Raw genomic sequence first — 22062 nt, forward strand, 5'->3', positions numbered from 1 at the left:
CCCGCTAACCTACCAGTGCCGCCGCCTGCTGAAAGATATTGACGGTGAAATCCACCAGCTGGGTCAGCATCCATTTACCGCCAATAATCAGGACCGCCAGCGTCACCAGCAGGCGGGGCAGGAAGCTCAGGGTTTGTTCGTTAATTTGCGTCGTGGCCTGGAAGATACTGACGCACAGGCCGACAATCAGGCTCGGGACAATCGCGACGGCGGAGATCACCAGCACCAGCTTGATGCCGGTCGCCATGATGTCTCCGGCGATATCCATCGTAACCATGCTATAGCCCCTGCACGCTTGAGGTGAGCGTCCCGACGATCAGCGTCCAGCCGTCGCACAGCACAAACAGCATCAGCTTGAAGGGCAGCGAGACAATCAGCGGCGACAGCATCATCATCCCCATTGCCATCAAAATACTGGCGACAATCAGGTCAATCACCAGGAAGGGGATGTAGATCATAAAGCCTATCTGGAACGCGGTTTTCAGCTCGCTCAGCAGATACGCCGGGGTTACGACGGTCAAATCCTGCTCTTTTGGCTCACCCGTCACGCCCGCGATGGTCATCATCTGCGACATCGCTTTGTTGCTGGTTTGCGCCAGCATAAAGTGCTTGAGCGGGGTTTCCGCCTTGCCAAATGCCTGCTTCATGGTGATTTCGTCATTCTGAAACGGCACGATGGCATCCTGATAGATGGTGGTCCACACCGGGCGCATCACCAGCAGGGTGAGCGCCAGCGCAATGCCGGTCAGGATTTTGTTCGGCGGGCTTTGTTGCAGCCCCAGCGCCTGGCGCAAAATCGCCAGCACGATAATGAAGCGCGTAAAGCAGGTCATCATCATCAGCATCACCGGCAGCAGACCCAGCAGGGTCATCAGGATCAGGATCTCAATTTTGACGTTGTAATCCTGCCCGCCCTCGGTGGCGGCGGAGCTAAACAGCGTGATGTCGCCGTTGGCGGCCAGCAGCTGCGGAGAGACAAGCAGGCCGCCGAGCAGAAGCCAGGGCAGCGCGGTGCGAAGGCGGGAGATCATGGCGTCAGCTCGCCCAGCTCTTTGCTGTTGAACTCCAGAATGCGCAGGCCGTACTTATCGTTCAGCACTACCGCTTCCGCTTTGCCAAACAGAATGCCGTTGACCTTGATGTCCAGCGGCTCGCCGGCCATTTTGTCCAGCTCAATGACGGAGTCGTGCCCCACGTTAAGCAGGTCCGCCAGCGACACCTCAACGGAGGCCACCTCCAGCGTCAGCGTCACCGGGATGCGGCTAAACAGCGCCATTTTGCGCAGGTCGTCAATACCCGTAGAGGTTTCAGGCTCCGCCTGCAAATCCAGACGGATATTGCCCTCAACGGTCTCTTCACGCGGCATTTCGCCGAGATTCAGGTCGCCAAAATCCAGGGACTGGCTCAGGTCTTGTTGCTGATCACTCATAAGGCTTCTCGATGGTTCTGTCATTAAATTCACAGAGTAATAATTTGCCGCGATCTTCTGCGATTCTGGCGTCAAAAATCTGTTCTTTACCGATATAAACCGGAATGCTTTCGTTAATATTGACCGGGATAATGTCGCCGGGGCGGATCTTCGCGAGCTGGGCGACGGTTAAATTCAGGCTGGCGACATGGCCGCTGAACTTCAGCGGCATGCTGTAAAACAGGCGTTCAATCTGCGGCGGCGTGGGCGACGCCTGACGGCTGGCCTGCGGATTGCTTTCGGGCGAGCGCAGCGTGGCGAGCATCTGGTCGACGTGGGCGTTATCAAAGAGCAGGGTAAAACTGCCCTCGTCATAGCCTTCCAGCATGAAGGTCACGCACCATGCCCACTGGTTAATCACCGTGGTGTTATCGCTTTTAATCTCAACGTCCTGACCAAATATCGCTTTATCAATCAGCAGTCGGGTCAGATCCAGACCAATTTTATTTTTCAGGCGGTCTTCGGTTTTGGTGATCGGCTGATCCACGTCCAGCGACTTATTACGGCTCTCTTTTCCCAGCCCGTAATAATCGTGGAGGATCTGTAATAGCAGCGCGCGTTCAATGCTAAAGGCGATTGAACCGAAGGGGGTTGAAAATAGCTGCGTATTTTTATAGTTCTGATCGATGGCAAACGACATCGATTTTAAAGAAACGTTAACGCGAAGTTTTTTAATGAAATAAATACTTAGCCTTGCGTCAAATATATCAAAGCTGTCGTTCATTAATTTAGGCAGCTTATGCCAGGGGCGCCCGAGCTTGCTCACGTCGAGCTTTACCATATCGGGGAGTGCCTGACGCTGGTAGATTTTTATTCTCTGAGGAGCTGCTGACATAGGGTCTTCCGCATAACGATCGCCTCCGGGCAAATTCCATCAGTAATAAGAAATTTAGCGCAGGGGCAAAAAAATATTTAAGTTCTGTTTAACCGTGTCGCTTTGCAAGTGAGTTGGTTTACCTGTTCACATCGCCCCGATGCCGGGGACTTTATCAGGGACAGGAATTAGACGCTGTTTAACGCGCGTAATCAATACGCAGGGGATTATTAATTCGTTATTTCAGGACGATTAATCATCATTAATATTTTCTGTAAACTACTGATATATATGGCTTAAGATTTTAATACCCATTAAAAACAAGACAATTCTTAAGGGCTGGCTATAATGCGCGAAAGTCATGAATTTCCGCGCCATTAAGACGTGCCGTTAATTCAACTATTCCATATCGAATACGTGCCGCTATATATGCGCTAGCAATGGCGTATCGGGCCTGTATGCGCTTCAGCTAACAATTAGCTTAAATGTTGGTGAGTTGTTATGAGTATTGTTATTGAACATGAAGTCCGTAATGAAAATGGATTTGTTGCCAATGCGCCAGAAAGCGTAAATGTATTTTCATTAGCTCGCCGTGTTGCTAAATATAATGTATCGGTACTTATTACAGGTGAGACAGGTACAGGCAAAGAGTGTGTGTCGCGTTACATCCACGAAAATGCATTAGGGAGCGATGCGCCCTATGTCGGGGTGAACTGTGCCGCCATTCCGGAAAGTATGCTGGAGGCCGTATTATTCGGTTATGAAAAGGGCGCATTTACCGGGGCAGTTACCGGCGTTGCCGGAAAGTTTGAGCAGGCGAACGGCGGCACGCTGTTATTAGATGAAATTGGCGATATGCCTCTCGCCTTGCAGGCGAAATTATTACGCGTCTTGCAGGAGCAGGAAGTCGAACGCCTGGGCAGCCATAAAAAAATCCCGCTGGATATTCGCCTGGTGGCCTCCACCAATAAAGATTTGCAGCAGGAAATTGCCGAAGGGCGATTCCGTCAGGATCTGTTTTACCGTATTTCCGTGGTGCCTATTCATATTACCCCGCTGCGTGAACGTCGCGCGGATATTATCCCGATGGCGCTGCGCTTTATCGCCAAATATAAAGCCTTCCACAAAGGCAATATCCGCTTAAGCGACGAGGCTCGCCACGCGCTGCTGGCCTACGACTGGCCCGGCAACGTGCGCGAGCTGGAAAACGTCATCCAGCGCGGCATGATTTTGAGCAACGGGGAAGAGATCGCCGCGAAGGACTTTGGTCTGCCCGTTTCTACCCCGCTGCCGCCGGTCGCGGCGGTCGATCTGATGCCCGCCTACCGCGAACATCAGGCCACGCCGTCGGCGATTGATAACGTCAAACACCACGGCCGGATGGCGGAGTACCAGTACATCATCGAGCTGCTGAAGCGCCACAACGGCAATAAGTCCAAAACGGCCGCTTTCCTGGGGATCACACCGCGTGCTTTACGCTACCGACTCGCCTCAATGCGCGAGGAAGGTATCGATATCGAATGCTACTCGTAACGCACGTCAGAGAATAACGCTATGGATAACATTACCGCCATCGGGTTGCAGGCCAGCCAGCAGGCCATGCTGGACCGACTGCACAACACGGCTGCCGCTGCCTCGTCCGGCACGCTGAACACCATCGCACCGGGAAGCGTCTTTGCAGGCGTCAGCGGGGCGAATCAACCCTCTTTTTCGCAGGTCCTGAATTCTGCTATCGACAACGTTGATGCGATGCAGCACGCCGCAGGGGCAAAACAACGGGCCATTGAGCTGGGCCAGAGTGACGATCTGGCCGGGGCGATGATTGAATCGCAAAAAGCCAGCGTGGCCTTTTCCGCGATGATGCAGGTGCGTAACAAACTCACCACCGCGCTCGACGAAGTGATGAATACTCCGCTGTAAGGTTTCCCTCGTGCTGACAAAGTTAAAAGATAAGTTTTCCGCGTTACCCCTGCCGCAGGGTCGACTGAAACCGCAGTGGCTGATTGCGGCCGGTGCGGTGCTGCTGACCGGGGCCATCGTGTTCTCTCTCTGGCGCAGCAATCAGGGCTACGTGGCGCTGTACGGCAGCCAGGAGAAGCTCCCCGTGGCGCAGGTGGTTGAGGTGCTGGGGGCGGAGTCTATCGCCTATCGCATCAACCCGGACAACGGCCAGATCCTCATTCCCGAAGACAAGCTAGCCCGGGCGCGCATGGCGCTGGCGGCAAAAGGCATTACCGCCGTGATGCCGGACGGCTACGAGCTGATGGACAAAGAGGAGATGCTCGGCAGCAGCCAGTTCGTCCAGAACGTGCGCTACAAGCGCAGCCTGGAAGGAGAGCTGGCGCGCAGCATTATGGCGCTGGATCCGGTGGAGAACGCGCGCGTTCACCTGGGCTTGAGCGAGTCCAGCTCCTTTGTGATGACCAACAAACCGCAAAGCAGCGCCTCGGTGATGCTGCAACTGCACTACGGCAAGCACCTCGACGAGCAGCAGGTGGCGGCCATCGTGCAGCTGGTGGCGGGCAGCGTGCCCGGCCTTCAGGCGGCGAGCGTGCGGGTGGTGGATCAGGCCGGAAATCTGCTGTCGGAAAACGGCCAGCAGGGCGGCAGCAACATGGCGAGCATCCGTCAGGGACGCGACGTTATCGAGCGCATCAAGAATGAAACCATCAGCAACGTTGCCGGGCTGCTTACGCCGCTGTTCGGCAGCGAGAACTTCCGCATCAGCGTGACCCCAAGCGTCGACATGAGCAGCGTGGAAGAAACGCAGGAGCGGCTCGGCAAAGCGCCGCAGATCAGCGATGAAAACATCTCGCGCGAGAACACCACCAACGAGCTGGCGATCGGCATTCCCGGCTCGCTGAGCAACCGCCCGGTTAACCAGCCTGCGCAGCCGGTGGCCCCGCCGATGGCGGCGAACCCGCAGGCGGCGCAGACCCAGACGCAAACCAGCAATCCGTCGTCGCTCTCCAGCCGCAGCCAGGAGCAGCGTAAATACGCCTTTGACCGGGATATCCGCCATATCCGTCACCCTGGCTACAAGCTGGAAAAACTGCGCGTGGCGGTGGCCTTAAACCAGGCGGCGCCCGCGCTGGCAAACATGACCCCCGAGCAGCTCACCGCCCTGACCCGGCTGGTGGAAGATGCCGCGGGCATTGAAAAAACGCGCGGCGATTCGCTGACCCTCGACAGGCTCGCCTTCGTCGAAAGAACCGTGGACGGCCTGCCGGAGCTGAAGTGGTGGCAAGACCCGAACATCCAGTACTGGGGACAAAACGGCGGTATCGGCATGTTGATTCTGCTTACGCTGCTGTTTGGTCTGCGACCGCTGGCCCAGCGCTACGGGCGTCGTGAACCGGCGGAGCTGGTCGCCATCGAAGATACCCACGCGATTGAGAGCGATCTGGTGGCAACCGAAGCCGGGCTGACCGGGCTGCCGGGACCTGCGTTTAAAGAGGATCAGGAGCTGCCGCCGCAAAGTTCTGGTCTGGAAACCAAGGTGGAATACCTGCAAATGCTGGCCGAAAACGAAACTGAACGTATGGCCGAAGTACTGAAACAATGGATCAACAGCAATGAGCGAACTGACAGCAAATCATAGCAGTAAAGGTAGCGTGAAAACGGGGCGCAGCCGACTGGAACAGGCTGCCATTCTGTTGCTCAGCGTGGGCGAAGAGGCCGCGGCGAAGGTGATGCAGAAGATGAACCGCGACGAGGTGATCCTGCTGAGCGACACCATGGCGCGTCTGCACGGCATTAAGGTCGATCACGCCCGCCACGCGATGAACAACTTCTTCGATGATTACCGCGAGCAGAGCGGGATCAACGGCGCGTCGCGCAGCTACCTGCGCGGCATTCTGGAGAAGGCGCTCGGCGGTGAAATCGCCAGCAGCGTGATTAACGGTATCTACGGGGACGAGATCCGCCACCGCATGGCGCGCCTGCAATGGGTGGACGTCCCGCAGCTCGCCGCCCTGATTGAACAGGAGCACCTTCAGCTTCAGGCGGTCTTTCTGGCCTTCCTGCCGCCGGACGTGGCGGCTGGCGTGCTCAGCGCGCTTTCCCAGGAGCGTCAGGATGAAATCGTCTGGCGCATCGCGCGTCTGGATGACGTGAACCGCGACGTGATAGACGAGCTGGATCGGCTGATCGAGCGCGGCGTGGCGGTGCTCTCCGAGCACGGCTCGAAGGTTATCGGCATTAAACACGCGGCCAACATCGTCAACCGTATTCCGGGCAATCAGCAGCAGCTGCTGGAGCAGCTTCGCGAGCGCGATGCCGACGTGGTGGACGAGCTGGAGCAGGAGATGTACGAGTTCTTCATCCTCAGCCGCCAGACCCCGGCGACCCTGCAACGTCTGATGGAAGAGATCGCCATTGAAGAGTGGGCGATTGCGCTGAAAGGGACCGAGCCGGTGCTGCGTCAGGCCATTTTCAACGTGATGCCAAAACGTCAGGTCACCCTGCTGCAATCCACCACCACGCGCCTCGGCCCGGTGCCGGTGAGCCGTGTCGATCACGTGCGTAAAGAGATCATGGCCACGGTGCGCCAGCTGGCGGAGGAGGGCGAAATTCAGGTTCAGCTCTTCGCCGAGCAGACCATGGAGTAACCCATGTACACGAAAAAAAGCGTGCCCCTGAGCGCGCTGACCTCCAACCGACAGGCGGTGATCAAACCCCGCCTGCACAAGTTCCCACCGCTGCGCAAGCGCCATCAGCCGCAGCACCGGGCCGATGACGCCGTGGCGGTCATGGACGACGCGGCGCTTCAGGCGCAGTTTCAGCAGGGCTATCAGGACGGGCTGAACAGCGGTTTTGCTCAGGGTCTGGAAGAGGGCAAAAGCGAAGGATATCAGGAAGGGCTGCGCCTCGGCTTTGACGAAGGGGTGCGCACCGGGCGGTCTGAAGGCAAGGTGCAGGCGCGCCAGCAGTTTCTGGACGCCGCGCATCCGCTGGACAGCATTATCGCCTCGATGGAATCCTTCATGGCGAACTATGAACAGCGCCGCCGCGAGGAGCTGTTGCAGCTGGTAGAAAAGGTCACGCGCCAGGTGATCCGCTGCGAGCTGACCCTGCATCCCACGCAGCTTCTCACGCTGGTGGAAGAGGCGCTCAGCGCCCTGCCGCAGCAGCCGGAGCAGGTCAAAGTCCTGCTGAACAGCGATGAACATCGGCGCATCAGCGAGGCGGAGCCGGAAAAAGCGATCCACTGGGGCTTAACCGCCGATCCGGATCTGCCGCCCGGCGAGTGCCGGGTGATCACCAACACCACCGAGATGGACGTGGGCTGCCAGCACCGCCTCGATCAGTGCATGGACGCCCTGAAGGCCAACCTTCTGCCGGGAACTCACGATGAGTGATACCGACTTCGAGCAGGTCCTGCGCTCGCTGGAAAACATTAACCTTGCGCGCGTCGCCGGGCGGCTGGTGCGCGTGACGGGGATCCTGCTTGAGTGCGTCGGCTGTCGGCTGGCGGTCGGGCAGCTCTGCCAGGTGGAAGGGGGCGAGAGCGAACTGATTGAGGCGCAGGTGGTCGGGTTCGATCGCGACGTCACCTTTTTAATGCCCTTCAAGCAGCCTGCCGGACTGATGGCGGGGGCGCGCGTCTTCCCGATGGACAAGCAGAGCGGCGTCCTGATTGGCGACCAGTGGCTCGGGCGCGTGGTGAACGGCCTGGGCGAGCCGATTGACGATCAGGGCAAGCTGACCGGCGACACGGTGCTGCCCCAGCAGCTGCCGCAGGTGCATCCCCTTAAACGCCAGCCCGTGGAATCGCCGCTGGACGTGGGCGTTCGGGCGATTAACGGCCTGCTGACCATCGGCAAAGGGCAGCGCGTGGGGCTGATGGCGGGGAGCGGCGTGGGCAAAAGCGTCCTGCTCGGCATGATCACCCGCTACACCCAGGCGGAAGTGGTGGTGGTGGGCCTGATTGGCGAGCGCGGGCGCGAAGTGAAAGAGTTTATCGACCACTCGCTGGGCGAGGCCGGACGGCGTAAATCGGTGATTGTCGCCGCGCCCGCCGATGAATCCCCGCTGATGCGCATCAAGGCCACCGAACTTTGCCACACCATTGCCAGCTACTATCGCGACAAGGGCAAAGACGTGCTGCTGCTGGTGGACTCCCTGACCCGTTACGCGATGGCCCAGCGTGAAATCGCCCTGTCGCTGGGCGAACCGCCCGCCACCAAAGGCTACCCGCCGTCGGCGTTTGGGCTGATCCCGAAGCTGGTCGAGAGCGCGGGCAACAGCGAGAGCCAGGGGTCGATGACCGCCATTTACACCGTGCTGGCAGAAGGCGACGACCAGCAGGACCCCATCGTGGACTGCGCCCGTGCGGTGCTGGACGGACACATCGTGTTGTCCCGCCATCTGGCGGAGGCCGGGCACTATCCGGCCATCGACATCGGCCAGTCCATCAGCCGCTGCATGAGCCAGGTGACGGGGCGCGATCACCAGCGCGCCGCCCGCACCCTCAAGCAGCTTTACGCTGAATATCAAAGCATTAAACCGCTGATCCCGCTGGGCGGCTACGTGGCGGGCGCCGATCCGCTGGCGGATAAAGCGGTCAACCTCTCTCCGGCGATTACCCGCTTTTTGCAGCAGGAAGTGCAGGATGCGGCGCCGCTCGATAAAACCATTGCCGACCTGAACGCACTGGCTCAGGCAGGATGATGAACGATGAAAAAAATCATTAATACCCTCGAGCACCTTCACCAGATGCGCAACCGCGCGGTGAAGGATCTCAGCGCCCGGCTGGCGTCTCAGCAGCAGCTGTGCCAGCGCCTCGAAAACAATATTCACGCCCTGACCAGCCTGGTCTCCGGCCCGGTTGAGGCGCTGCCGGGCGGGGCGACGATGCTCTGCAACCAGTCGGTCTATAAGCGCCAGATCCAGCGCGTAATCGACTGGCAAAAGCAGGAGCAGGCGCTGGCGAGCGTCGAGGCGCAGAAGCTTCAGGGCAACCTGCTGGCGGAGTCGCGCAAGGAGAAAAGCCTGGAACAGGTGCTGACGGACCGCCGGGACGCGCTGCGCCTGGCGGACGCGCGTCGCGATCAAAAAACCACGGATGCGATGTCGGCCCAGTGCTGGCTTCGCCAGCAGCAGGCGCAGCGGCAGCGATAAGATGACGACGAATCTGATGCAGACGCTGCTCAAACGCCAGCAGCAGAAAAAAACGCACGCTACCCCGTTTGTCAGCGTGGTGTGCCCCACCTGGAACCGCCGGGCGTTTCTGCCCTATCTGCTCTATATCTTCCAGTATCAGGACTACCCGGCGGACAAGCGCGAGCTGATTATTCTGGATGACTCCGCGTCCAGCAACGAAGACCTGATCGCCATGATGGTCGATCCGGCGGTCTGTACGGTGCGCTATGTTCACAGCCCGGAACGGCTGGATTTGGGTAAAAAGCGCAACATGCTCAACGAGATGGCGAAAGGGGAGTACATCATCTGCTTCGACGATGATGATTACTATCCGCCGGACAAAATCAGCATGCAGGTGGCGGCGATGCAGGGCAACAACGCCCTGTTTTCCGGCAGCGATACGATTTATATCTGGTACAGCCATCTGGATAAAATCTACCAGACCCATTCGTTTGGCGAGCGCCACGCGCTGAACGGCACCTTCGGCTACCACCGCAACGTCCTCAAAAACCACCGCTATGAAGACACGGCGACGCTGGCGGAAGAGCAGGCGTTTTTAAATAACTTCACCACGCCCATCCAGCAGATCGATCCGCGTCAGGCGATCCTCTGTATCTCCCACAGCGCCAATACCTACGACAAAGATTTCGTGCTCGGCTCCTCGACGCCCGTCGATCTGACGCTGGAGGATTTCGTCACGGATCGGAACCTGCTGAACCACTACCGGCGCTTAAGCCAGGCGCCGCTGAGCGCCGCCGTGGAGTGGCAGATCTTTGACAAGGTGGCGGTGCTGTACGACCCGGAGCGTGAAGACGCGCTGGCCGCACAGACCCAGGCGCTGACCGCGCTGGGACTTGCGCAGAACCAGCTGGTGCCTGTTGCAACCAATCCAGATCACAGCGAGGCGCAGAGGCACTGTGAGGTGCTTGAACGGGCGCTGCGCGAGGGGTGGCGCAGCGTCGTCATCCTTGATGCGTCCGTAAAGTTCGTGCGCAAAGAGATCTCGCTCAAAACGGTCAACCAGCTGCTGACGCGCCTGCCGCACATCGACTGGCAGGTGGTCCTGCTGGGCGCGCGCTACCACAGCATTGTGCCGCTGAACTCGCTGCCCGGCGTGGTGCGCGTGCTGGAGGGCGCCTGCGCCTGCGCCTATGCGGTCAACGGGGACTATATCCCCACGCTGCTGGCGCACTATCGGCAGGCCGACGCGCCGGACGCCTGCTGGCCCGCGCAGATGCAGACCCGCTGCTGGCTGGGCCTACAGCCGAGCTTCGCCTTTTTACCTGAAATAAAAGACCCGACGAGTGGCGCGACGACAGACTGTACCCACTGGTTTTTCCGTAAAAATTTTCAATGATGAACGCCGCCATTGCAGCGGCTGGAGCGCTTTGAATGGAAATGATTGAACATTACCAACCTGAATTTGTTGTCCGCTTCCGCGCCCGCGAAGCCGCCTGCACCTGTCCGGGCTGCCAGTCCGGCACCGCGAACTGGCCGCATACCAGCATGTCGCTTGGCAATCAGCAGCGCGACAGCCTGAACGCCGCCTGTGAAAGCGCCGCGCGTGAAATCCTGCTTAACCCGGAAGCCTTTGTGCTGCACAGCGGGGACGCGGCCTCTGACGAGGCGCGCGGAGCCGATCTGTGGAATGAAACCCTTAATCAGCAGTGCATCAACCTGGCCGTTCACCCGGCGCTGACCCTGCAAAGCAGCCTCTACGCCATCGGCGTACTGCTGAGCAAAGCCCAGCGCGATGTGGATGAAAAGGCGTGCGAAGCGCAGCATCTGGTGGCGATGGGTGAGCAGCTTTCGCAGCTTGCCGACGGCGGGATTTTAAACGAGCAGTTTTCCCTGCTGCCGCCGATTGAGGTGAACCGCGTTCACGCGCTGGGCGAGATGGGCACGATGCGCCTGAACCTGAACCTCCCTCCGATGCAGAAGATGATGTTCATGCTCAAGCTGAGCGAGCTGGCGGTGATGCAGCCTGCACGATTGCAGGATCGCCTGCGCGAGCTGGAGGCGAAATCCGTCCCGCTGCTGGAGGAACAGCCTCACATTTTGCGTAACCTGCTGATCTACCGCCTGTACAGCGAGGGCTTCCCGGGCACGGCGTTTGCGCACTACGGCGACGCGCTGAAGTCGCTCACGGGGCAGTTCTTCCAGCTGAGAATGCTGTGTGCGATATGGATTGAGGATAACGGCCAGATGAGCGAAGAGGATTTTATTATCTTATTCAGCGCGTTATACGGGTGGGAGAGGCCGCAGCGTGCGGAGAGCAACGAGGCAACGACGGCGGATTACACGCTGCTGTGTGGGTTGTCGTTGATCTAACAAGCGAGCCATTTTTATCTCGTAAAGCGATAAATTTCTTTCATATCAATAAATAACGTGCCGCGACGCCCTGGTCCGGCTGTAAATCGCCGAAGCGTTTCCGTAAGGCCGGGTCGAGGCGCATGGACGCGCCGAGAGGGCATAGCCTGCATGGATGCAGGCTGGTGCCCGACCCGAAAGCCTGAAGGAATAAGCTGAGGGAACCGCGAAGCGGCGATTTTCTTGCCGGGAGCCCGGGTCGCCAGGGTGGTGGCGGCGAGCCACCCTGGCACGTTCACACGTATTGTGGTGACAGAGAAGCAAGGAACGTGAGGTGAACGGAACGACCACAGTAGCCGTATGTTCCACACTCAACGTCTATTTACACGATGCTCTCAAGAGGCTTAAAAAATAACGGCCTGTAATCCACACAGGTCCCCTCAATATCACTCTTATCCATCACCTGATAGCCCGCACAGGGATAAAGCCCCAGCCAGCAATCCTTCATCATCAGCTGCCACCAGTGAACATCAAGCGCAAAGCGTTGGGGCTCGCCACCGCTCTCAAGCGCAAACAAACTCTGGCGAAGGTTGTGTAACAGGTGCGGGTAGTAATGGCGCTTTACCCGGTAGGCGCATGAGCACCACGCCTGATTCACCCGCAGAAGATAATCGACGCTTTTTAGCGGCGTGACGTGATGGTAATTGGCGGCCAGAAATGCCACGTCCCAGTTAATGGTCGCGAGCGTGCGCAGCCACTGATTCAGCCTCGCGATGCTCTCTTCATTCGCCATAAAGACGAAGTCATCTTCCAGGATCAGCACCTCTTCCCAGCCGTTTTCCATCGCCATTTCCAGCACCGCGATATGCGACTTCACGCAGCCGATGGTGCCGGGCGTGGCCTGGATTGCATCAAAGCGCATCACCTGGTCTTTCGGCGCGTGAAGCTCGCGCAGATGGCGCTTCATCCGCAGGTTACGATCCCGCCGATGGGCCAGATTGATATAAACAATATGCGGGAGAGCCTCCCAGTGAATGCGTTCCATAGATTTTAATGCCGCAAAAAGGCGCGGGCGGTCTGTTCAGAGATGGGGGTATCCGCTCTGACTTCGACGCCGGTAAAAAGATAGTGGTGTAAATATTTCTTGAGCCGCGCCTGGTCAAAATGCTGATAGAAAGCGCGTCCAAGCAGCTCCACCGGCTTATGGTAAAGCATCGCTTCCATACCGACCGTGGAGTTAATGGTGATGACGCGTGAGGCGGCGTTAATAAGCGACAGCGTGTTTTCCTGAGAAATCAAAAAACCGTGCTGCCGCTGGAGCCGCGCGATGTTCAGCAGGTCGTCCGGTGCCGTTTCGGCCGGGTGAATTTTTACCACCAGTTGGCGTTTCTCGTGGCGGGCGGCGCGGCAGGCGTGAAGGATCGCCTCCTGATTACGCAGGTCGGCGTTCAGCCAGAGCTGGGTATCGTAAGAGACCTGTAGCGGCAGGAAAATAAACCCTTTTTTGCCGGGCAGCACCCTGTCCTGGGATATTTCATCGATCAGCGGCGTGCAGGGGTTATTTCGCGCCTGAAGCGGGGGCTGGCGTTTTTCGGCTTCGTAATAGGCCATCCAGTTCGCGTGAAATTCGTCTGAGACCTCGGGCAGTAAATCGAGGCATTCCGGCCGTTCGGCGAGTACCGACCGGGCGTTAGTGCCTTTGGGGTCGATGAACACCTTATTCGGGAAATTAGCCAGTTCGGTATAGCGCGTGGCGATGCCTTTTTGCTGGCAGAACAGCGCCGCAGGCTTTTCCGCCAGACCATTACCCGAACAGAGGATCGTCCGGGTGAGCCTCTCCAGTTCCGGCTGATTCATCAGCTGGATCAGCAGATACAGGTAGAGATCCCAGCAGCGCCGGAAGGGCAGCTTCTGGATCAAATATTCGCGTGAGCAGTAGATATCCTGTTCGATGCGGGAATAGAGGGCGGGCTTTTGTTCACGGAACGCGTCGGGTGTAGGGAGGCTGATTTCCTCACTCAGCGTCAAAACAGGCGCATGAGGGAGAAGCTGACGGAGCTCATCGGTAATCTCCTGCCAGGGCGAGATGGCGATAATGTTTTGCTGCTCGCTGACGGGTAGCCCATTGATGACCCGGCAGTAAAACCGACTGTTCTCAATGGTTTCCATGTAAAAACCGATCATGGCTACACCTGCTCGTAAAGCCAGTTCTCCGGCTCGCTAATATTGAGAAGGTTTTGCAGGATCTCCTGCTGCATCGACAGTACCGCAATGTTGCTGTCGTTGAGCGCGTTGCATTCGGCCGCAATCTGTTCAAGGCCGTCCCAGAGGGTATTCAGCTGTTTTTGATGCTGTTCCGGAAGGCGTGAAAAAAGGGTGCGCAGGCCGGGCGCGCCGACGGGGATACCGAGCTGGGTCAGCAGCTGGTAACGGGTTTTGCTGTTGTGGGACAGCTTCTCATACAGGGACATCAGCTGCGGATTGAGCACATCAAGCTGTGCGGCATCACGGGCGATCAGCCACTGGCGCTGATCGGCAAGCAGGTTTTTCAGGGCCGTATAGGTGTCACGATCTTCCACCATGCCCTGAACCAGCATTTTTACGCACTGTGCGGCGTTACTCATTGTTACCTCTGATAATATTTCTCGATTGCGCCGGCCAGCGAGTCGATATCGACGCTGATTTTGCCGCTCGCAATCGCCTCTTTCATGCTGTTCACGCGGGCCATGTCGACGTCCGGCAGCGCGGCCAGCTGGGTCTGCGCATCGCCAAGAACGGGGTCGATGGCGGCGGTGCGGGTGGTTTTCATCTCGTCAGCGTCTGCCACGCGTGCAGGAGGCGTGGAAGCGGCCTGATTCACTGCGCTGGTCATTGCATACTGGGTGGACGTCACTTTCATCGCGCTACTCCCTCTTCGGATTTTTATTGGTTGTTTTCGCCAGGCGATATCAAGCGGAAAACCGCTTTCCTGACGCCTTACCAGGGTAAAGCGGCGCATCGCAGACAAAACTTAAGCGCTGCCGCATTTTTTATCTGGCGGAGGTATAGCCGGTTCTGACCACGCCCATGTCCACCACCATCGCGGTCACTTCACGCTCGCTGCTCTCGTTTTTCACCTTAATCATCTCGCCTTTGCGCCCTTTTTTACTGGCGATACCCATCGTTCGCGCCTCCACGCCGTCCTGAACGGCCACCATCAGCACCCGCTGACCGCGCTCAACCATCACCGGGGAATCAAGCTGGCTCTGGCTGATGGGCTGAAGCTCGCGCACCCGGCGCTTGAGGGTGAGCCCCACCACGTCGTCCGGGCGGGTGATATAGCCGCCGCGCAGGTTGCTGATATTGAATTTTCGGCGCGTCAGATCGCTCGCCGCCAGCACGTGACCGCGCTCCAGGGTCTCTTTCGCCATCAGTACCTGCAAATAGATATCGGGTTTCACCGTGACCGCCACCTCCCAGCCGCTGCCGGCGTCGCAGCGCACGTCGAAACGCAGGCGGCGTAAATCCAGGCGCTCGCCGCCCGGCATGCTCACGGCGAGCGGCGCGGGACACGGTGCGTACTGGGAAATCTCAGAGGGGATAAACAGGTTCAGCTTCGCCTGGTAATCCTCCCAGCGCTGACGCTCCGCTTCCTGACGGATCGCCTCCGTCGCCTGCTGCTGCACCCGGGCAGAGACCTGCTTGCGCGCGGTGGAAGGGGCGGGCTGGGCGAGCGCGGGCAGCGCAATAACGGCCATCAGCAGCGCTGGAACGCGTATGCGGAAAAAACCTTTCCCTTTCAGGCAGGGAAATAGTGAAAAACTAATTGAATTCATGATGTTACAAACCTGGCACGATAGTTGCTTTAAAAGTCGCAGCAACACGGACTATCGCAGGTGTCCAGCATCAGAAAGGAGTGAGTGGTGAGTATTACTTTTGATAAGGCATTGGGCGTTCATCCGCAGGCTGTAGCACTTCGACTTTCCAGGGCGGAACTGCTTTCAGCAAATCTGGCTAACGTCGATACCCCCAATTTCCAGGCTAAAGATATTGATTTTGCCGCGGAGATGCAACGTTCGCAGCGGGATTTCTTTCCCGACGCGGCGCCGCAGGAGATGTATCGCGTGCCGTACCAACCCTCCTCGGACGGTAACACCGTCGCGCTGGATGTGGAGCAGGCGGAGTTTTCAAAAAATGTGCAGGACTACCAGATGAGCCTGGCATTTTTAAACATGAAATTTACCGGCCTGAAAAAAGCGATTGAAGGTAAGTAATTGAATCAGGTGATGAAAAATGGCTCTTAGCGATATTTACCGCGTTTCGGGTTCGGCGATGACGGCGCAAACCGTCCGGCTGAACACCATCGCCAGTAACCTCGCCAATGCCGAAACCCCGGCGGTGGATGAGGGGAATGTCTATAAAGCGCGCCGCCCGGTGTTTGCGGCGGTGTATCAAAACGACCAGCTGATGAGCGACAAGGCGCTGACCGGCGCGCGCGTGCAGGTGCTGGACGTGGTCTCAACGGGCAGCGCCGTGCAGCGCTATGAGCCGCACCACCCGATGGCGAACGCCGACGGGTACGTCTGGTATCCGGACGTCAACGTGGTGGAAGAGATGGCCGACATGATGTCCGCGTCGCGTAACTTCGAGACCAACGTGGACGTTCTTAACAATGTGAAAAGTATGCAGCAGAGCCTGCTGCGTTTGGGAGAAGCGTAATTCATGAGCGTGAATGGCGTAGCGAATCAAACCGGTACCACGACGTACGACAGCAGCAGCGTATCGGCCAATGACAACACCGCAGCGGGCATGAACAACCTGTTTATGCAGCTTCTGGTGGCGCAGATCCAGAACCAGGATCCGCTCAACCCGACCGACGGCACCGAGTACGTCGGCCAGCTCGCGCAGCTGACCCAGGTGCAGTCGATGGAAACCATGTCAAAGCTGATGGCGAACAACGCCGTGCTGATGGACAACCTCCAGACCCTCTCCACGGGCAACCTGGTAGGGCAAAAAGTGATGGTCCAGACCGACACGGTGAAAACCGACGGCAGTACCACCATTGACGGGCGTCTGACGCTGGATCACGCCGCCAACACCGTCACCGTGGTGGTGAAAGACGAAAGCGGCACTGAAACCAAAATCGAGCTGGGCAAGCAGGAAAAAGGGACGGTGGATTTCAACATCGACCCGGAAGCGCTGGGGCTGAAAGAGGGCACCTACACCCTGTCGGTGGTCACCGATACCGAAGAGAGCTCGGTGCCCGTTGAGGTCGGCGGCGTGGTCAGCAACGTGCGCATCCCGCTCGACGGCAGCGCGACGGTGCTGAACATCACCGGCATCGGGGAAGTGGCTTACAACAATATTACGCAGTTTGGGCAGTCGAGTAACAACACCCCTAAGGGACTAATGAGTTAATCAGGAATCACTATGAGCTTTGATATTGCAATTTCGGGCTTGAATGCCATTAACCAGCAGCTGGGCGCGATCTCTAACAACATTGCCAACTCCGGCACCGTGGGCTTTAAGTCCGGCCGCGCCGAGTTTGCGTCCATGTATGCAGAAGGCCAGCCGCTGGGCGTGGGCGTTACCGGCGTCGCACAGAGTATTTCCAAAAGCGGAAGTATCTTTTCCTCTGCCAACAGCCTCGATCTGGCGATCAACGGCGACGGCTTTTTCGTGATGCGTGACAGCACCGGCACCACCGCCTATACCCGTGCGGGCTACATGCAGACCGACAGCCTCGGCAACCTGATTAACAACCAGGGCATGTATCTGCAAGGCTATCCGGTGGGGCCAAACGGCACCATTCAGAGCGGGACGGTGGGCAACCTGACCATCAGCAGCGGCTCTATTCCTGCGAAAGCAACCAGCACGCTCGACTTCGCGGCGAACCTCAACGCCAACGAAGCGCTGCCGAAGACCACCACCTTCGATCCACAGGACGAATCCTCCTATAACCACACCGACGCCACCCAGGTGTATGACTCTCTCGGCCGTGAACATACCCTGAAGCAGTACTTCGTCAAAACCGCAGATAACGAGTGGGAAGTCCATTACTACATGGACGATCAGAAGCTGAACACCACCCAGAAGATGACCTTCACCGAGCAGGGCGTGTTGCAGGAGCCTAACGGCGCCATCAACCTGTCCGCTGATATCACGGGCGCGGAATCCATCGATATCGCCCTGAACTACAGCGGCACCACCCAGTTTGGCTCTGATTTTTCCGTCAGCAAGAAAAACGGCAACGGCTATGCCTCCGGGGAACGTACCGGCCAGACCATCGACAAAGACGGTAGCGTGTACGCCACCTTCTCTAACGGCGAGCGTCTGTTGCAGGGCCAGGTGGTTCTCGCGACCTTCGCTAACCCGAACGGCCTTTCGTCGGAAAACGGCACCACCTGGACGCAAACCGCCAGCTCCGGCGCGCCGCTGACCGGGACGCCGGGCACCGGTCTGCTGGGCGCGCTCAGCTCCAATACGCTTGAAGGCTCCAACGTAGACCTGACCGCCGAGCTGGTCGGGCTGATGACCGCCCAGCGTAACTATCAGGCCAACACCAAAGTCATCAGCACCAACGACAGCATGATGACGGCGCTGTTCCAGGCGGTCTAATGGATCACTTGATTTATACCGCCGTGAGCGGCGCGGCGCGCAGCCTCTCGCAGCAGCAGATCCACGCCAATAACCTGGCAAACGTGAACACCCAGGGGTTCCGTCACGATCTGGATAACGCCCTGTCGCAGCAAGTTTCGGGGGAGGGTTACGCCTCCCGTTTTCTGGTGCAGCAGCAGCAGGGCGGGGTGGACCTCACGCCGGGCGCAACGCGCGATACCGGGCGCGATCTGGACGTGGCGATCAAAGGCAGCGGCCTGATTGCGCTGGTGAGCGGCAACCGCGAGGTCTACACCCGTAACGGGCAGATTGAGGTGGGGCCAGAGGGCGATTTGACCATCGACGGCCTTCCGGTCGCCGGGGATAACGGCCCGATCGTCCTGCCGCCGTTTTCGTCCATCACCATTGCCGATGACGGGGTGATCTCCATCGTGCCGGACGACGGCAACGTGGCGGCGCCGATGGACGTCGATCGCATCAAGCTGGTGGACATTCCCGCCTCCCAGCTCAGCAAAAACAGCGCCGGGTTCATGATGACGAATGCCAACGTAAACCCACGTACCGAAGAGGTTGAGCTGGTGTCGGGACATCTTGAAAGCTCCAACGTATCCGCCATCAACGAGATGGTGGCGAGCATCGCGCTGAACCGCCAGTTTGAGGCGCAGATCAAGATGATGAAGGCGGCGGAAGATCTCGCCACGGCGGGCAACCGCCTGCTGCGCAATACCTGATTGAGTAAGGAATAACGATGAATCCCGCTTTATGGATCAGTAAAACCGGCCTTGCCGCGCAAGACGCGAAGATGAGCGCCATCTCCAACAACCTGGCGAACGTTAACACCACCGGGTTTAAGCGCGACCGCGTGATGTTCGCCGATCTGTTCTATCAGAATCAGCGCACGCCGGGCGGTCAGCTTGACCAGAACAACACCTCGCCGACCGGAATCCAGTTCGGGACCGGGGTGAAAATTGTCGGCACGCAGAAAGAGTTCTCTACCGGAAACATCCAGAACACCGGGCAGAAGCTCGACGTGGCAATCACCGGACAGGGCTTCTTCCAGGTGGAAACCAGCGACGGGGATATTGCCTACACCCGCGCGGGGAATTTCCAGAAGAACCCGGACGGCCTGCTGACCAACGCCCAGGGGCTGCCGCTGGTGCCGCAGATTGAGCTGCCGGACAACGTGAAGGATATCCAGATCGGCAAAGACGGCACCGTCACCGCCACCGTTGCCGGGGAGACCGAGCCGGTTGAGCTGGGGCAGATCACCCTGGTGAATTTCGTCAATCCGGCCGGGCTGGAAGCCATCGGCGGCAACCTGTATCGCGAAACCGCTGCCAGCGGCGAAGCGGTGGAGGGCGTCGCCGGTGAAGAGGCTTTCGGTCAGCTTGAGCAGGGGTCGCTGGAAGGCTCCAACGTTCAGGTGGTGGAAGAGATGGTCGATATGATTACCGTCCAGCGCGCCTATGAGATGAACGCCAAAATGGTCTCAGCCGCGGACGACATGATGAAGTTTGTCACGCAGCAGATGTGATGCGTGAAGTGAAGTGAACAGAAAATGAAAAAGCAGTGTGTTATCGGCTTAGTTGTACTGCTGCTGGCCGGGTGTGAAAGCCCGGCGCTGCTGGTACATAAAGACGACGCGGCCTATGCGCCGCCGGAAGATTTTGCGATGCCGCCCGCCCAGGTGCAGGGCGGCGGTCTGTATAACGCCAACTATAACTGGTCCCTGACCCAGGATCGCCGCGCCTACCGGGTGGGCGACATTCTGACCGTCAAGCTGGATGAGTCCACCCAGGCGAGCAAACAGGCGCGCACCAATTTCGGTAAGAAAAACGATGTGTCTATCGGCATTCCGGAGGCCTTCGGCCATTCCGTGGACAAGCTGGCGGGCTCCATCGACGGCAACCGCAACTTCAACGGTAATGCCACCTCGCAGCAGCAGAACAGCCTGCGTGGTGCCATCACCGTTGCGGTCTATAAGGTGCTGCCGAACGGCGTGCTGGCCGTGCGCGGCGAGAAGTGGCTGACCCTCAACCAGGGCGACGAGTACATGCGCGTCACCGGGCTGGTGCGTGCCGAAGATATTGAGCGTGACAACTCCATCTCTTCCCAGCGCATCGCCAACGCGCGTATCTCCTACGCGGGACGCGGCGCGCTGAGCGATGCCAACTCCGCAGGCTGGCTGACCCGCTTCTTCAACCATCCGCTGTTCCCGATTTAATGGAGTCTGTCATGCGAAAAATCACGCTATTTCTGATGCTCCTGTGGACCAGCGGGGCGATGGCGGAACGTCTGGGGAACGTGGTGGATATCCAGGGCGTTCGCGGTAATCAGCTGGTGGGCTACAGCCTCGTCGTAGGCCTTGACGGCACGGGCGATAAAAACCAGGTGAAATTCACCAGCCAGTCCGTCACCAACATGCTGCGCCAGTTTGGCGTCCAGCTGCCGACCAAAATCGATCCGAAGGTGAAGAACGTGGCGGCCGTCGCCATCAGCGCCACCCTGCCGCCGGGCTACGCGCGCGGTCAGGCGATTGACGTCACCGTGTCGTCCATAGGCGATGCGAAAAGCCTGCGCGGCGGCACCCTGCTGCTGACCCAGCTGCGCGGGGCAGACGGCGAAGTCTACGCGCTGGCGCAGGGGAACGTGGTGGTTGGCGGCGTGAAGGCCGAAGGCAACAGCGGCTCCAGCGTCACCATTAACACCCCGACCGTGGGCCGCGTGCCGAACGGCGGCTCGGTTGAGCGCGAAATTCCGACCGACTTCCAGCAGAACAGCCAGGTGATTTTAAACCTCAAGCGCCCGAGCTTTAAAACCGCGAACAGCGTGGCCGTGGCGCTCAACAACGCGTTTGGCTACGGCACCGCCACGGCGCAAAACGCCACCAACGTGGTGGTGAATGCGCCGCAGTCCGCCGGGGAGCGGGTGGCGTTTATGTCGATGCTGGAAGACGTGCAGATCAACGCCGGGAAGCAGCCGCCGCGCGTGGTGTTTAACGCCCGTACCGGCACGGTGGTGATTGGCGACGGCGTGGTGGTTCACGCGGCGGCGGTCTCCCACGGCAACCTGACGGTGACCATTCGTGAATCTTCTAACGTCAGCCAGCCGGGCGCGTTCAGCCAGGGGCGTACCGTGGTCACGCCGGAGAGCGACGTGAGCGTGGATCGCGGTCGCGGTCAGATGGTGACGGTGGCCGCCGGAACCAGCCTGCGCAGCATTGTAAATACGCTGAACAGCCTCGGCGCGTCGCCGGATGACACTATGGCGATCCTCCAGGCGCTGCACGAAGCCGGGGCGCTGGATGCCGAACTGGTGGTGATTTAAGGAGCCGCGATGTTAGACGCTATTACGTCAAAAATGACCACCCTGCCCGGCGACATGACCGGGCAGGTGAAGCCGCAAAATCTGGAGCAGGCCGCCGAGCAGTTTGAAGCCATGTTCCTGCGCTCGCTGATGAAAGAGATGCGTAAAGCCTCGCAGGCGCTGGTGGACGATAACCCGTTCGACAGCAAGCAGCAGCGCATGATGCAGGAGTTTTACGACGACAAGCTCACCTCGCAGCTCGCCTCCCAGCGCAGCACCGGGATTGCGCAGATGATTATCACCCAGCTTGGCCCGCAGGATAGCCCGGCGCTTAAGAATACGCAGGGTTTGGTCGCTTTACAGGAACAACCTCAGCAATTAACGCCCCCCGTCGTGCCGGTGATGCGCCGTGGGCAGGAGTAAA

At 58.8% G+C, this 22062-nt stretch carries 27 protein-coding genes; 18 read left to right on the top strand and 9 right to left on the bottom strand.

Translation table 11 applies throughout. The annotated features are described in order from the left end of the window. Positions 1–4: 4 nt before the first annotated feature. From fliQ to ACSVHP_RS15930, 4 genes are read right to left on the bottom strand one after another with little or no spacing between them, the layout of a single operon-like run. Positions 5–277, bottom strand: a complete 273-nt coding sequence (gene fliQ / locus ACSVHP_RS15915; protein ID WP_095442794.1) for a flagellar biosynthesis protein FliQ — start codon at positions 275–277, stop codon at positions 5–7. Position 278: 1 nt separating this feature from the next. Further along, the gene (gene fliP, locus ACSVHP_RS15920; RefSeq protein ID WP_447552403.1) at positions 279–1031 is read right to left on the bottom strand and encodes a flagellar type III secretion system pore protein FliP; all 753 of its coding nucleotides are present in this window, start codon (positions 1029–1031) and stop codon (positions 279–281) included. Continuing rightward, positions 1028–1429, bottom strand: coding sequence for a FliM/FliN family flagellar motor switch protein (locus tag ACSVHP_RS15925; RefSeq protein WP_234674845.1), 402 nt, complete (start codon positions 1427–1429; stop codon positions 1028–1030). Before ACSVHP_RS15925 ends, fliP begins: the two co-directional genes overlap by 4 nt. Continuing rightward, a complete protein-coding gene (locus ACSVHP_RS15930; protein WP_447552404.1) occupies positions 1422–2303 on the bottom strand; it encodes a FliM/FliN family flagellar motor switch protein in 882 nt (293 codons plus the stop codon). Before ACSVHP_RS15930 ends, ACSVHP_RS15925 begins: the two co-directional genes overlap by 8 nt. A gap of 480 nt (positions 2304–2783) precedes the next feature. Here ACSVHP_RS15930 and ACSVHP_RS15935 point away from each other — a divergent pair, with 480 nt between their 5' ends. From ACSVHP_RS15935 to ACSVHP_RS15975, 9 genes are read left to right on the top strand one after another with little or no spacing between them, the layout of a single operon-like run. Further along, positions 2784–3815: a sigma-54 interaction domain-containing protein gene (locus ACSVHP_RS15935; protein WP_234674843.1), complete on the top strand. Its 1032-nt coding sequence runs from the start codon at positions 2784–2786 to the stop codon at positions 3813–3815. Positions 3816–3836: 21 nt separating this feature from the next. Further along, a complete protein-coding gene (gene fliE / locus ACSVHP_RS15940; protein ID WP_447552405.1) occupies positions 3837–4202 on the top strand; it encodes a flagellar hook-basal body complex protein FliE in 366 nt (121 codons plus the stop codon). 10 nt (positions 4203–4212) lie between these two features. Next, positions 4213–5883, top strand: coding sequence for a flagellar basal-body MS-ring/collar protein FliF (fliF, locus tag ACSVHP_RS15945; protein WP_447552406.1), 1671 nt, complete (start codon positions 4213–4215; stop codon positions 5881–5883). Continuing rightward, complete coding sequence (locus tag ACSVHP_RS15950) at positions 5858–6892, top strand: flagellar motor switch protein FliG (RefSeq protein ID WP_234674840.1); 1035 nt, start codon at positions 5858–5860, stop codon at positions 6890–6892. Before fliF ends, ACSVHP_RS15950 begins: the two co-directional genes overlap by 26 nt. Before the next feature lie 3 nt (positions 6893–6895). Continuing rightward, on the top strand, positions 6896–7642 hold the full coding sequence (fliH, locus tag ACSVHP_RS15955) for a flagellar assembly protein FliH (protein WP_447552407.1): 747 nt from the start codon (positions 6896–6898) through the stop codon (positions 7640–7642). Beyond that, entirely contained in the window at positions 7635–8954 is a 1320-nt protein-coding gene (gene fliI / locus ACSVHP_RS15960) for a flagellar protein export ATPase FliI (protein ID WP_447552408.1), read from the top strand. Before fliH ends, fliI begins: the two co-directional genes overlap by 8 nt. 6 nt (positions 8955–8960) lie before the next feature. Further along, positions 8961–9404 carry a flagellar export protein FliJ gene (gene fliJ / locus ACSVHP_RS15965; protein ID WP_417315762.1) on the top strand — a complete coding sequence of 148 codons (444 nt, stop codon included), beginning with the start codon at positions 8961–8963 and terminating at the stop codon, positions 9402–9404. A gap of 1 nt (position 9405) precedes the next feature. Beyond that, positions 9406–10782 (top strand): glycosyltransferase family 2 protein, encoded by a 1377-nt coding sequence (locus ACSVHP_RS15970; RefSeq protein WP_447552409.1) that lies wholly within the window; start codon positions 9406–9408, stop codon positions 10780–10782. Positions 10783–10817: 35 nt separating this feature from the next. Beyond that, complete coding sequence (locus ACSVHP_RS15975) at positions 10818–11756, top strand: hypothetical protein (RefSeq protein WP_447552410.1); 939 nt, start codon at positions 10818–10820, stop codon at positions 11754–11756. Between the two features lie 361 nt (positions 11757–12117). Here ACSVHP_RS15975 and ACSVHP_RS15980 read toward each other — a convergent pair whose 3' ends face one another. The 5 genes from ACSVHP_RS15980 to flgA form a co-directional block, all read right to left on the bottom strand. Further along, on the bottom strand, positions 12118–12780 hold the full coding sequence (locus ACSVHP_RS15980) for a glycosyltransferase family 25 protein (protein ID WP_447552411.1): 663 nt from the start codon (positions 12778–12780) through the stop codon (positions 12118–12120). Between the two features lie 5 nt (positions 12781–12785). Then, on the bottom strand, positions 12786–13919 hold the full coding sequence (locus ACSVHP_RS15985) for a capsular polysaccharide export protein, LipB/KpsS family (RefSeq protein ID WP_447552412.1): 1134 nt from the start codon (positions 13917–13919) through the stop codon (positions 12786–12788). Positions 13920–13921: 2 nt separating this feature from the next. Beyond that, the gene (flgN, locus tag ACSVHP_RS15990) at positions 13922–14359 is read right to left on the bottom strand and encodes a flagellar export chaperone FlgN (RefSeq protein WP_447552413.1); all 438 of its coding nucleotides are present in this window, start codon (positions 14357–14359) and stop codon (positions 13922–13924) included. A 2-nt stretch (positions 14360–14361) separates the two neighbouring features. Next, the gene (flgM, locus tag ACSVHP_RS15995) at positions 14362–14634 is read right to left on the bottom strand and encodes a flagellar biosynthesis anti-sigma factor FlgM (protein WP_417315183.1); all 273 of its coding nucleotides are present in this window, start codon (positions 14632–14634) and stop codon (positions 14362–14364) included. 130 nt (positions 14635–14764) lie between these two features. Beyond that, complete coding sequence (flgA, locus tag ACSVHP_RS16000; protein ID WP_447552414.1) at positions 14765–15550, bottom strand: flagellar basal body P-ring formation chaperone FlgA; 786 nt, start codon at positions 15548–15550, stop codon at positions 14765–14767. A gap of 87 nt (positions 15551–15637) precedes the next feature. Between flgA and flgB the strand changes: the two genes are divergently transcribed. The 9 genes from flgB to ACSVHP_RS16045 are packed head-to-tail and all read left to right on the top strand — an operon-like array spanning position 15638 to position 22061. After that, complete coding sequence (gene flgB / locus ACSVHP_RS16005; RefSeq protein ID WP_234674829.1) at positions 15638–15988, top strand: flagellar basal body rod protein FlgB; 351 nt, start codon at positions 15638–15640, stop codon at positions 15986–15988. A gap of 19 nt (positions 15989–16007) precedes the next feature. Further along, entirely contained in the window at positions 16008–16433 is a 426-nt protein-coding gene (flgC, locus tag ACSVHP_RS16010; protein ID WP_417315185.1) for a flagellar basal body rod protein FlgC, read from the top strand. 3 nt (positions 16434–16436) lie between these two features. After that, entirely contained in the window at positions 16437–17132 is a 696-nt protein-coding gene (flgD, locus tag ACSVHP_RS16015) for a flagellar hook assembly protein FlgD (protein ID WP_447552416.1), read from the top strand. A 12-nt stretch (positions 17133–17144) separates the two neighbouring features. After that, on the top strand, positions 17145–18332 hold the full coding sequence (flgE, locus tag ACSVHP_RS16020) for a flagellar hook protein FlgE (protein ID WP_417315187.1): 1188 nt from the start codon (positions 17145–17147) through the stop codon (positions 18330–18332). Beyond that, positions 18332–19063, top strand: a complete 732-nt coding sequence (locus ACSVHP_RS16025; protein ID WP_417315188.1) for a flagellar basal body rod protein FlgF — start codon at positions 18332–18334, stop codon at positions 19061–19063. The genes flgE and ACSVHP_RS16025 overlap by 1 nt, the downstream gene beginning before the upstream one ends. Positions 19064–19080: 17 nt before the next feature. Beyond that, on the top strand, positions 19081–19866 hold the full coding sequence (flgG, locus tag ACSVHP_RS16030; RefSeq protein WP_234674825.1) for a flagellar basal-body rod protein FlgG: 786 nt from the start codon (positions 19081–19083) through the stop codon (positions 19864–19866). 24 nt (positions 19867–19890) lie between these two features. Further along, positions 19891–20556 (top strand): flagellar basal body L-ring protein FlgH, encoded by a 666-nt coding sequence (gene flgH, locus ACSVHP_RS16035; protein WP_234674824.1) that lies wholly within the window; start codon positions 19891–19893, stop codon positions 20554–20556. An 11-nt stretch (positions 20557–20567) separates the two neighbouring features. Then, positions 20568–21659: a flagellar basal body P-ring protein FlgI gene (locus ACSVHP_RS16040; protein ID WP_234674823.1), complete on the top strand. Its 1092-nt coding sequence runs from the start codon at positions 20568–20570 to the stop codon at positions 21657–21659. Positions 21660–21668: 9 nt separating this feature from the next. Next, on the top strand, positions 21669–22061 hold the full coding sequence (locus tag ACSVHP_RS16045; protein ID WP_417315191.1) for a rod-binding protein: 393 nt from the start codon (positions 21669–21671) through the stop codon (positions 22059–22061). Position 22062 lies beyond the last annotated feature (1 nt).

The organism is Enterobacter sp. 186315 (assembly GCF_053290175.1).

Excerpts from the sequence above, each read along its gene's own strand:
- flgG (WP_234674825.1), top strand. The coding sequence starts at position 19,081 with ATGAATCCCGCTTTATGGATCAGTAAAACCGGCCTTGCCGCGCAAGAC.
- ACSVHP_RS15930 (WP_447552404.1), bottom strand. The coding sequence starts at position 2,303 with ATGTCAGCAGCTCCTCAGAGAATAAAAATCTACCAGCGTCAGGCACTC.
- ACSVHP_RS16025 (WP_417315188.1), top strand. The coding sequence starts at position 18,332 with ATGGATCACTTGATTTATACCGCCGTGAGCGGCGCGGCGCGCAGCCTC.
- flgD (WP_447552416.1), top strand. The coding sequence starts at position 16,437 with ATGAGCGTGAATGGCGTAGCGAATCAAACCGGTACCACGACGTACGAC.
- flgH (WP_234674824.1), top strand. The coding sequence starts at position 19,891 with ATGAAAAAGCAGTGTGTTATCGGCTTAGTTGTACTGCTGCTGGCCGGG.
- fliI (WP_447552408.1), top strand. The coding sequence starts at position 7,635 with ATGAGTGATACCGACTTCGAGCAGGTCCTGCGCTCGCTGGAAAACATT.
- fliH (WP_447552407.1), top strand. The coding sequence starts at position 6,896 with ATGTACACGAAAAAAAGCGTGCCCCTGAGCGCGCTGACCTCCAACCGA.
- flgC (WP_417315185.1), top strand. The coding sequence starts at position 16,008 with ATGGCTCTTAGCGATATTTACCGCGTTTCGGGTTCGGCGATGACGGCG.
- ACSVHP_RS15925 (WP_234674845.1), bottom strand. The coding sequence starts at position 1,429 with ATGAGTGATCAGCAACAAGACCTGAGCCAGTCCCTGGATTTTGGCGAC.
- ACSVHP_RS15985 (WP_447552412.1), bottom strand. The coding sequence starts at position 13,919 with ATGATCGGTTTTTACATGGAAACCATTGAGAACAGTCGGTTTTACTGC.
- fliE (WP_447552405.1), top strand. The coding sequence starts at position 3,837 with ATGGATAACATTACCGCCATCGGGTTGCAGGCCAGCCAGCAGGCCATG.
- ACSVHP_RS16045 (WP_417315191.1), top strand. The coding sequence starts at position 21,669 with ATGTTAGACGCTATTACGTCAAAAATGACCACCCTGCCCGGCGACATG.
- ACSVHP_RS15970 (WP_447552409.1), top strand. The coding sequence starts at position 9,406 with ATGACGACGAATCTGATGCAGACGCTGCTCAAACGCCAGCAGCAGAAA.
- ACSVHP_RS15975 (WP_447552410.1), top strand. The coding sequence starts at position 10,818 with ATGGAAATGATTGAACATTACCAACCTGAATTTGTTGTCCGCTTCCGC.
- flgE (WP_417315187.1), top strand. The coding sequence starts at position 17,145 with ATGAGCTTTGATATTGCAATTTCGGGCTTGAATGCCATTAACCAGCAG.
- fliQ (WP_095442794.1), bottom strand. The coding sequence starts at position 277 with ATGGTTACGATGGATATCGCCGGAGACATCATGGCGACCGGCATCAAG.
- ACSVHP_RS15950 (WP_234674840.1), top strand. The coding sequence starts at position 5,858 with ATGAGCGAACTGACAGCAAATCATAGCAGTAAAGGTAGCGTGAAAACG.
- ACSVHP_RS15980 (WP_447552411.1), bottom strand. The coding sequence starts at position 12,780 with ATGGAACGCATTCACTGGGAGGCTCTCCCGCATATTGTTTATATCAAT.
- ACSVHP_RS16040 (WP_234674823.1), top strand. The coding sequence starts at position 20,568 with ATGCGAAAAATCACGCTATTTCTGATGCTCCTGTGGACCAGCGGGGCG.
- fliP (WP_447552403.1), bottom strand. The coding sequence starts at position 1,031 with ATGATCTCCCGCCTTCGCACCGCGCTGCCCTGGCTTCTGCTCGGCGGC.
- ACSVHP_RS15935 (WP_234674843.1), top strand. The coding sequence starts at position 2,784 with ATGAGTATTGTTATTGAACATGAAGTCCGTAATGAAAATGGATTTGTT.
- fliJ (WP_417315762.1), top strand. The coding sequence starts at position 8,961 with ATGAAAAAAATCATTAATACCCTCGAGCACCTTCACCAGATGCGCAAC.
- flgA (WP_447552414.1), bottom strand. The coding sequence starts at position 15,550 with ATGAATTCAATTAGTTTTTCACTATTTCCCTGCCTGAAAGGGAAAGGT.
- flgM (WP_417315183.1), bottom strand. The coding sequence starts at position 14,634 with ATGAAAGTGACGTCCACCCAGTATGCAATGACCAGCGCAGTGAATCAG.
- flgN (WP_447552413.1), bottom strand. The coding sequence starts at position 14,359 with ATGAGTAACGCCGCACAGTGCGTAAAAATGCTGGTTCAGGGCATGGTG.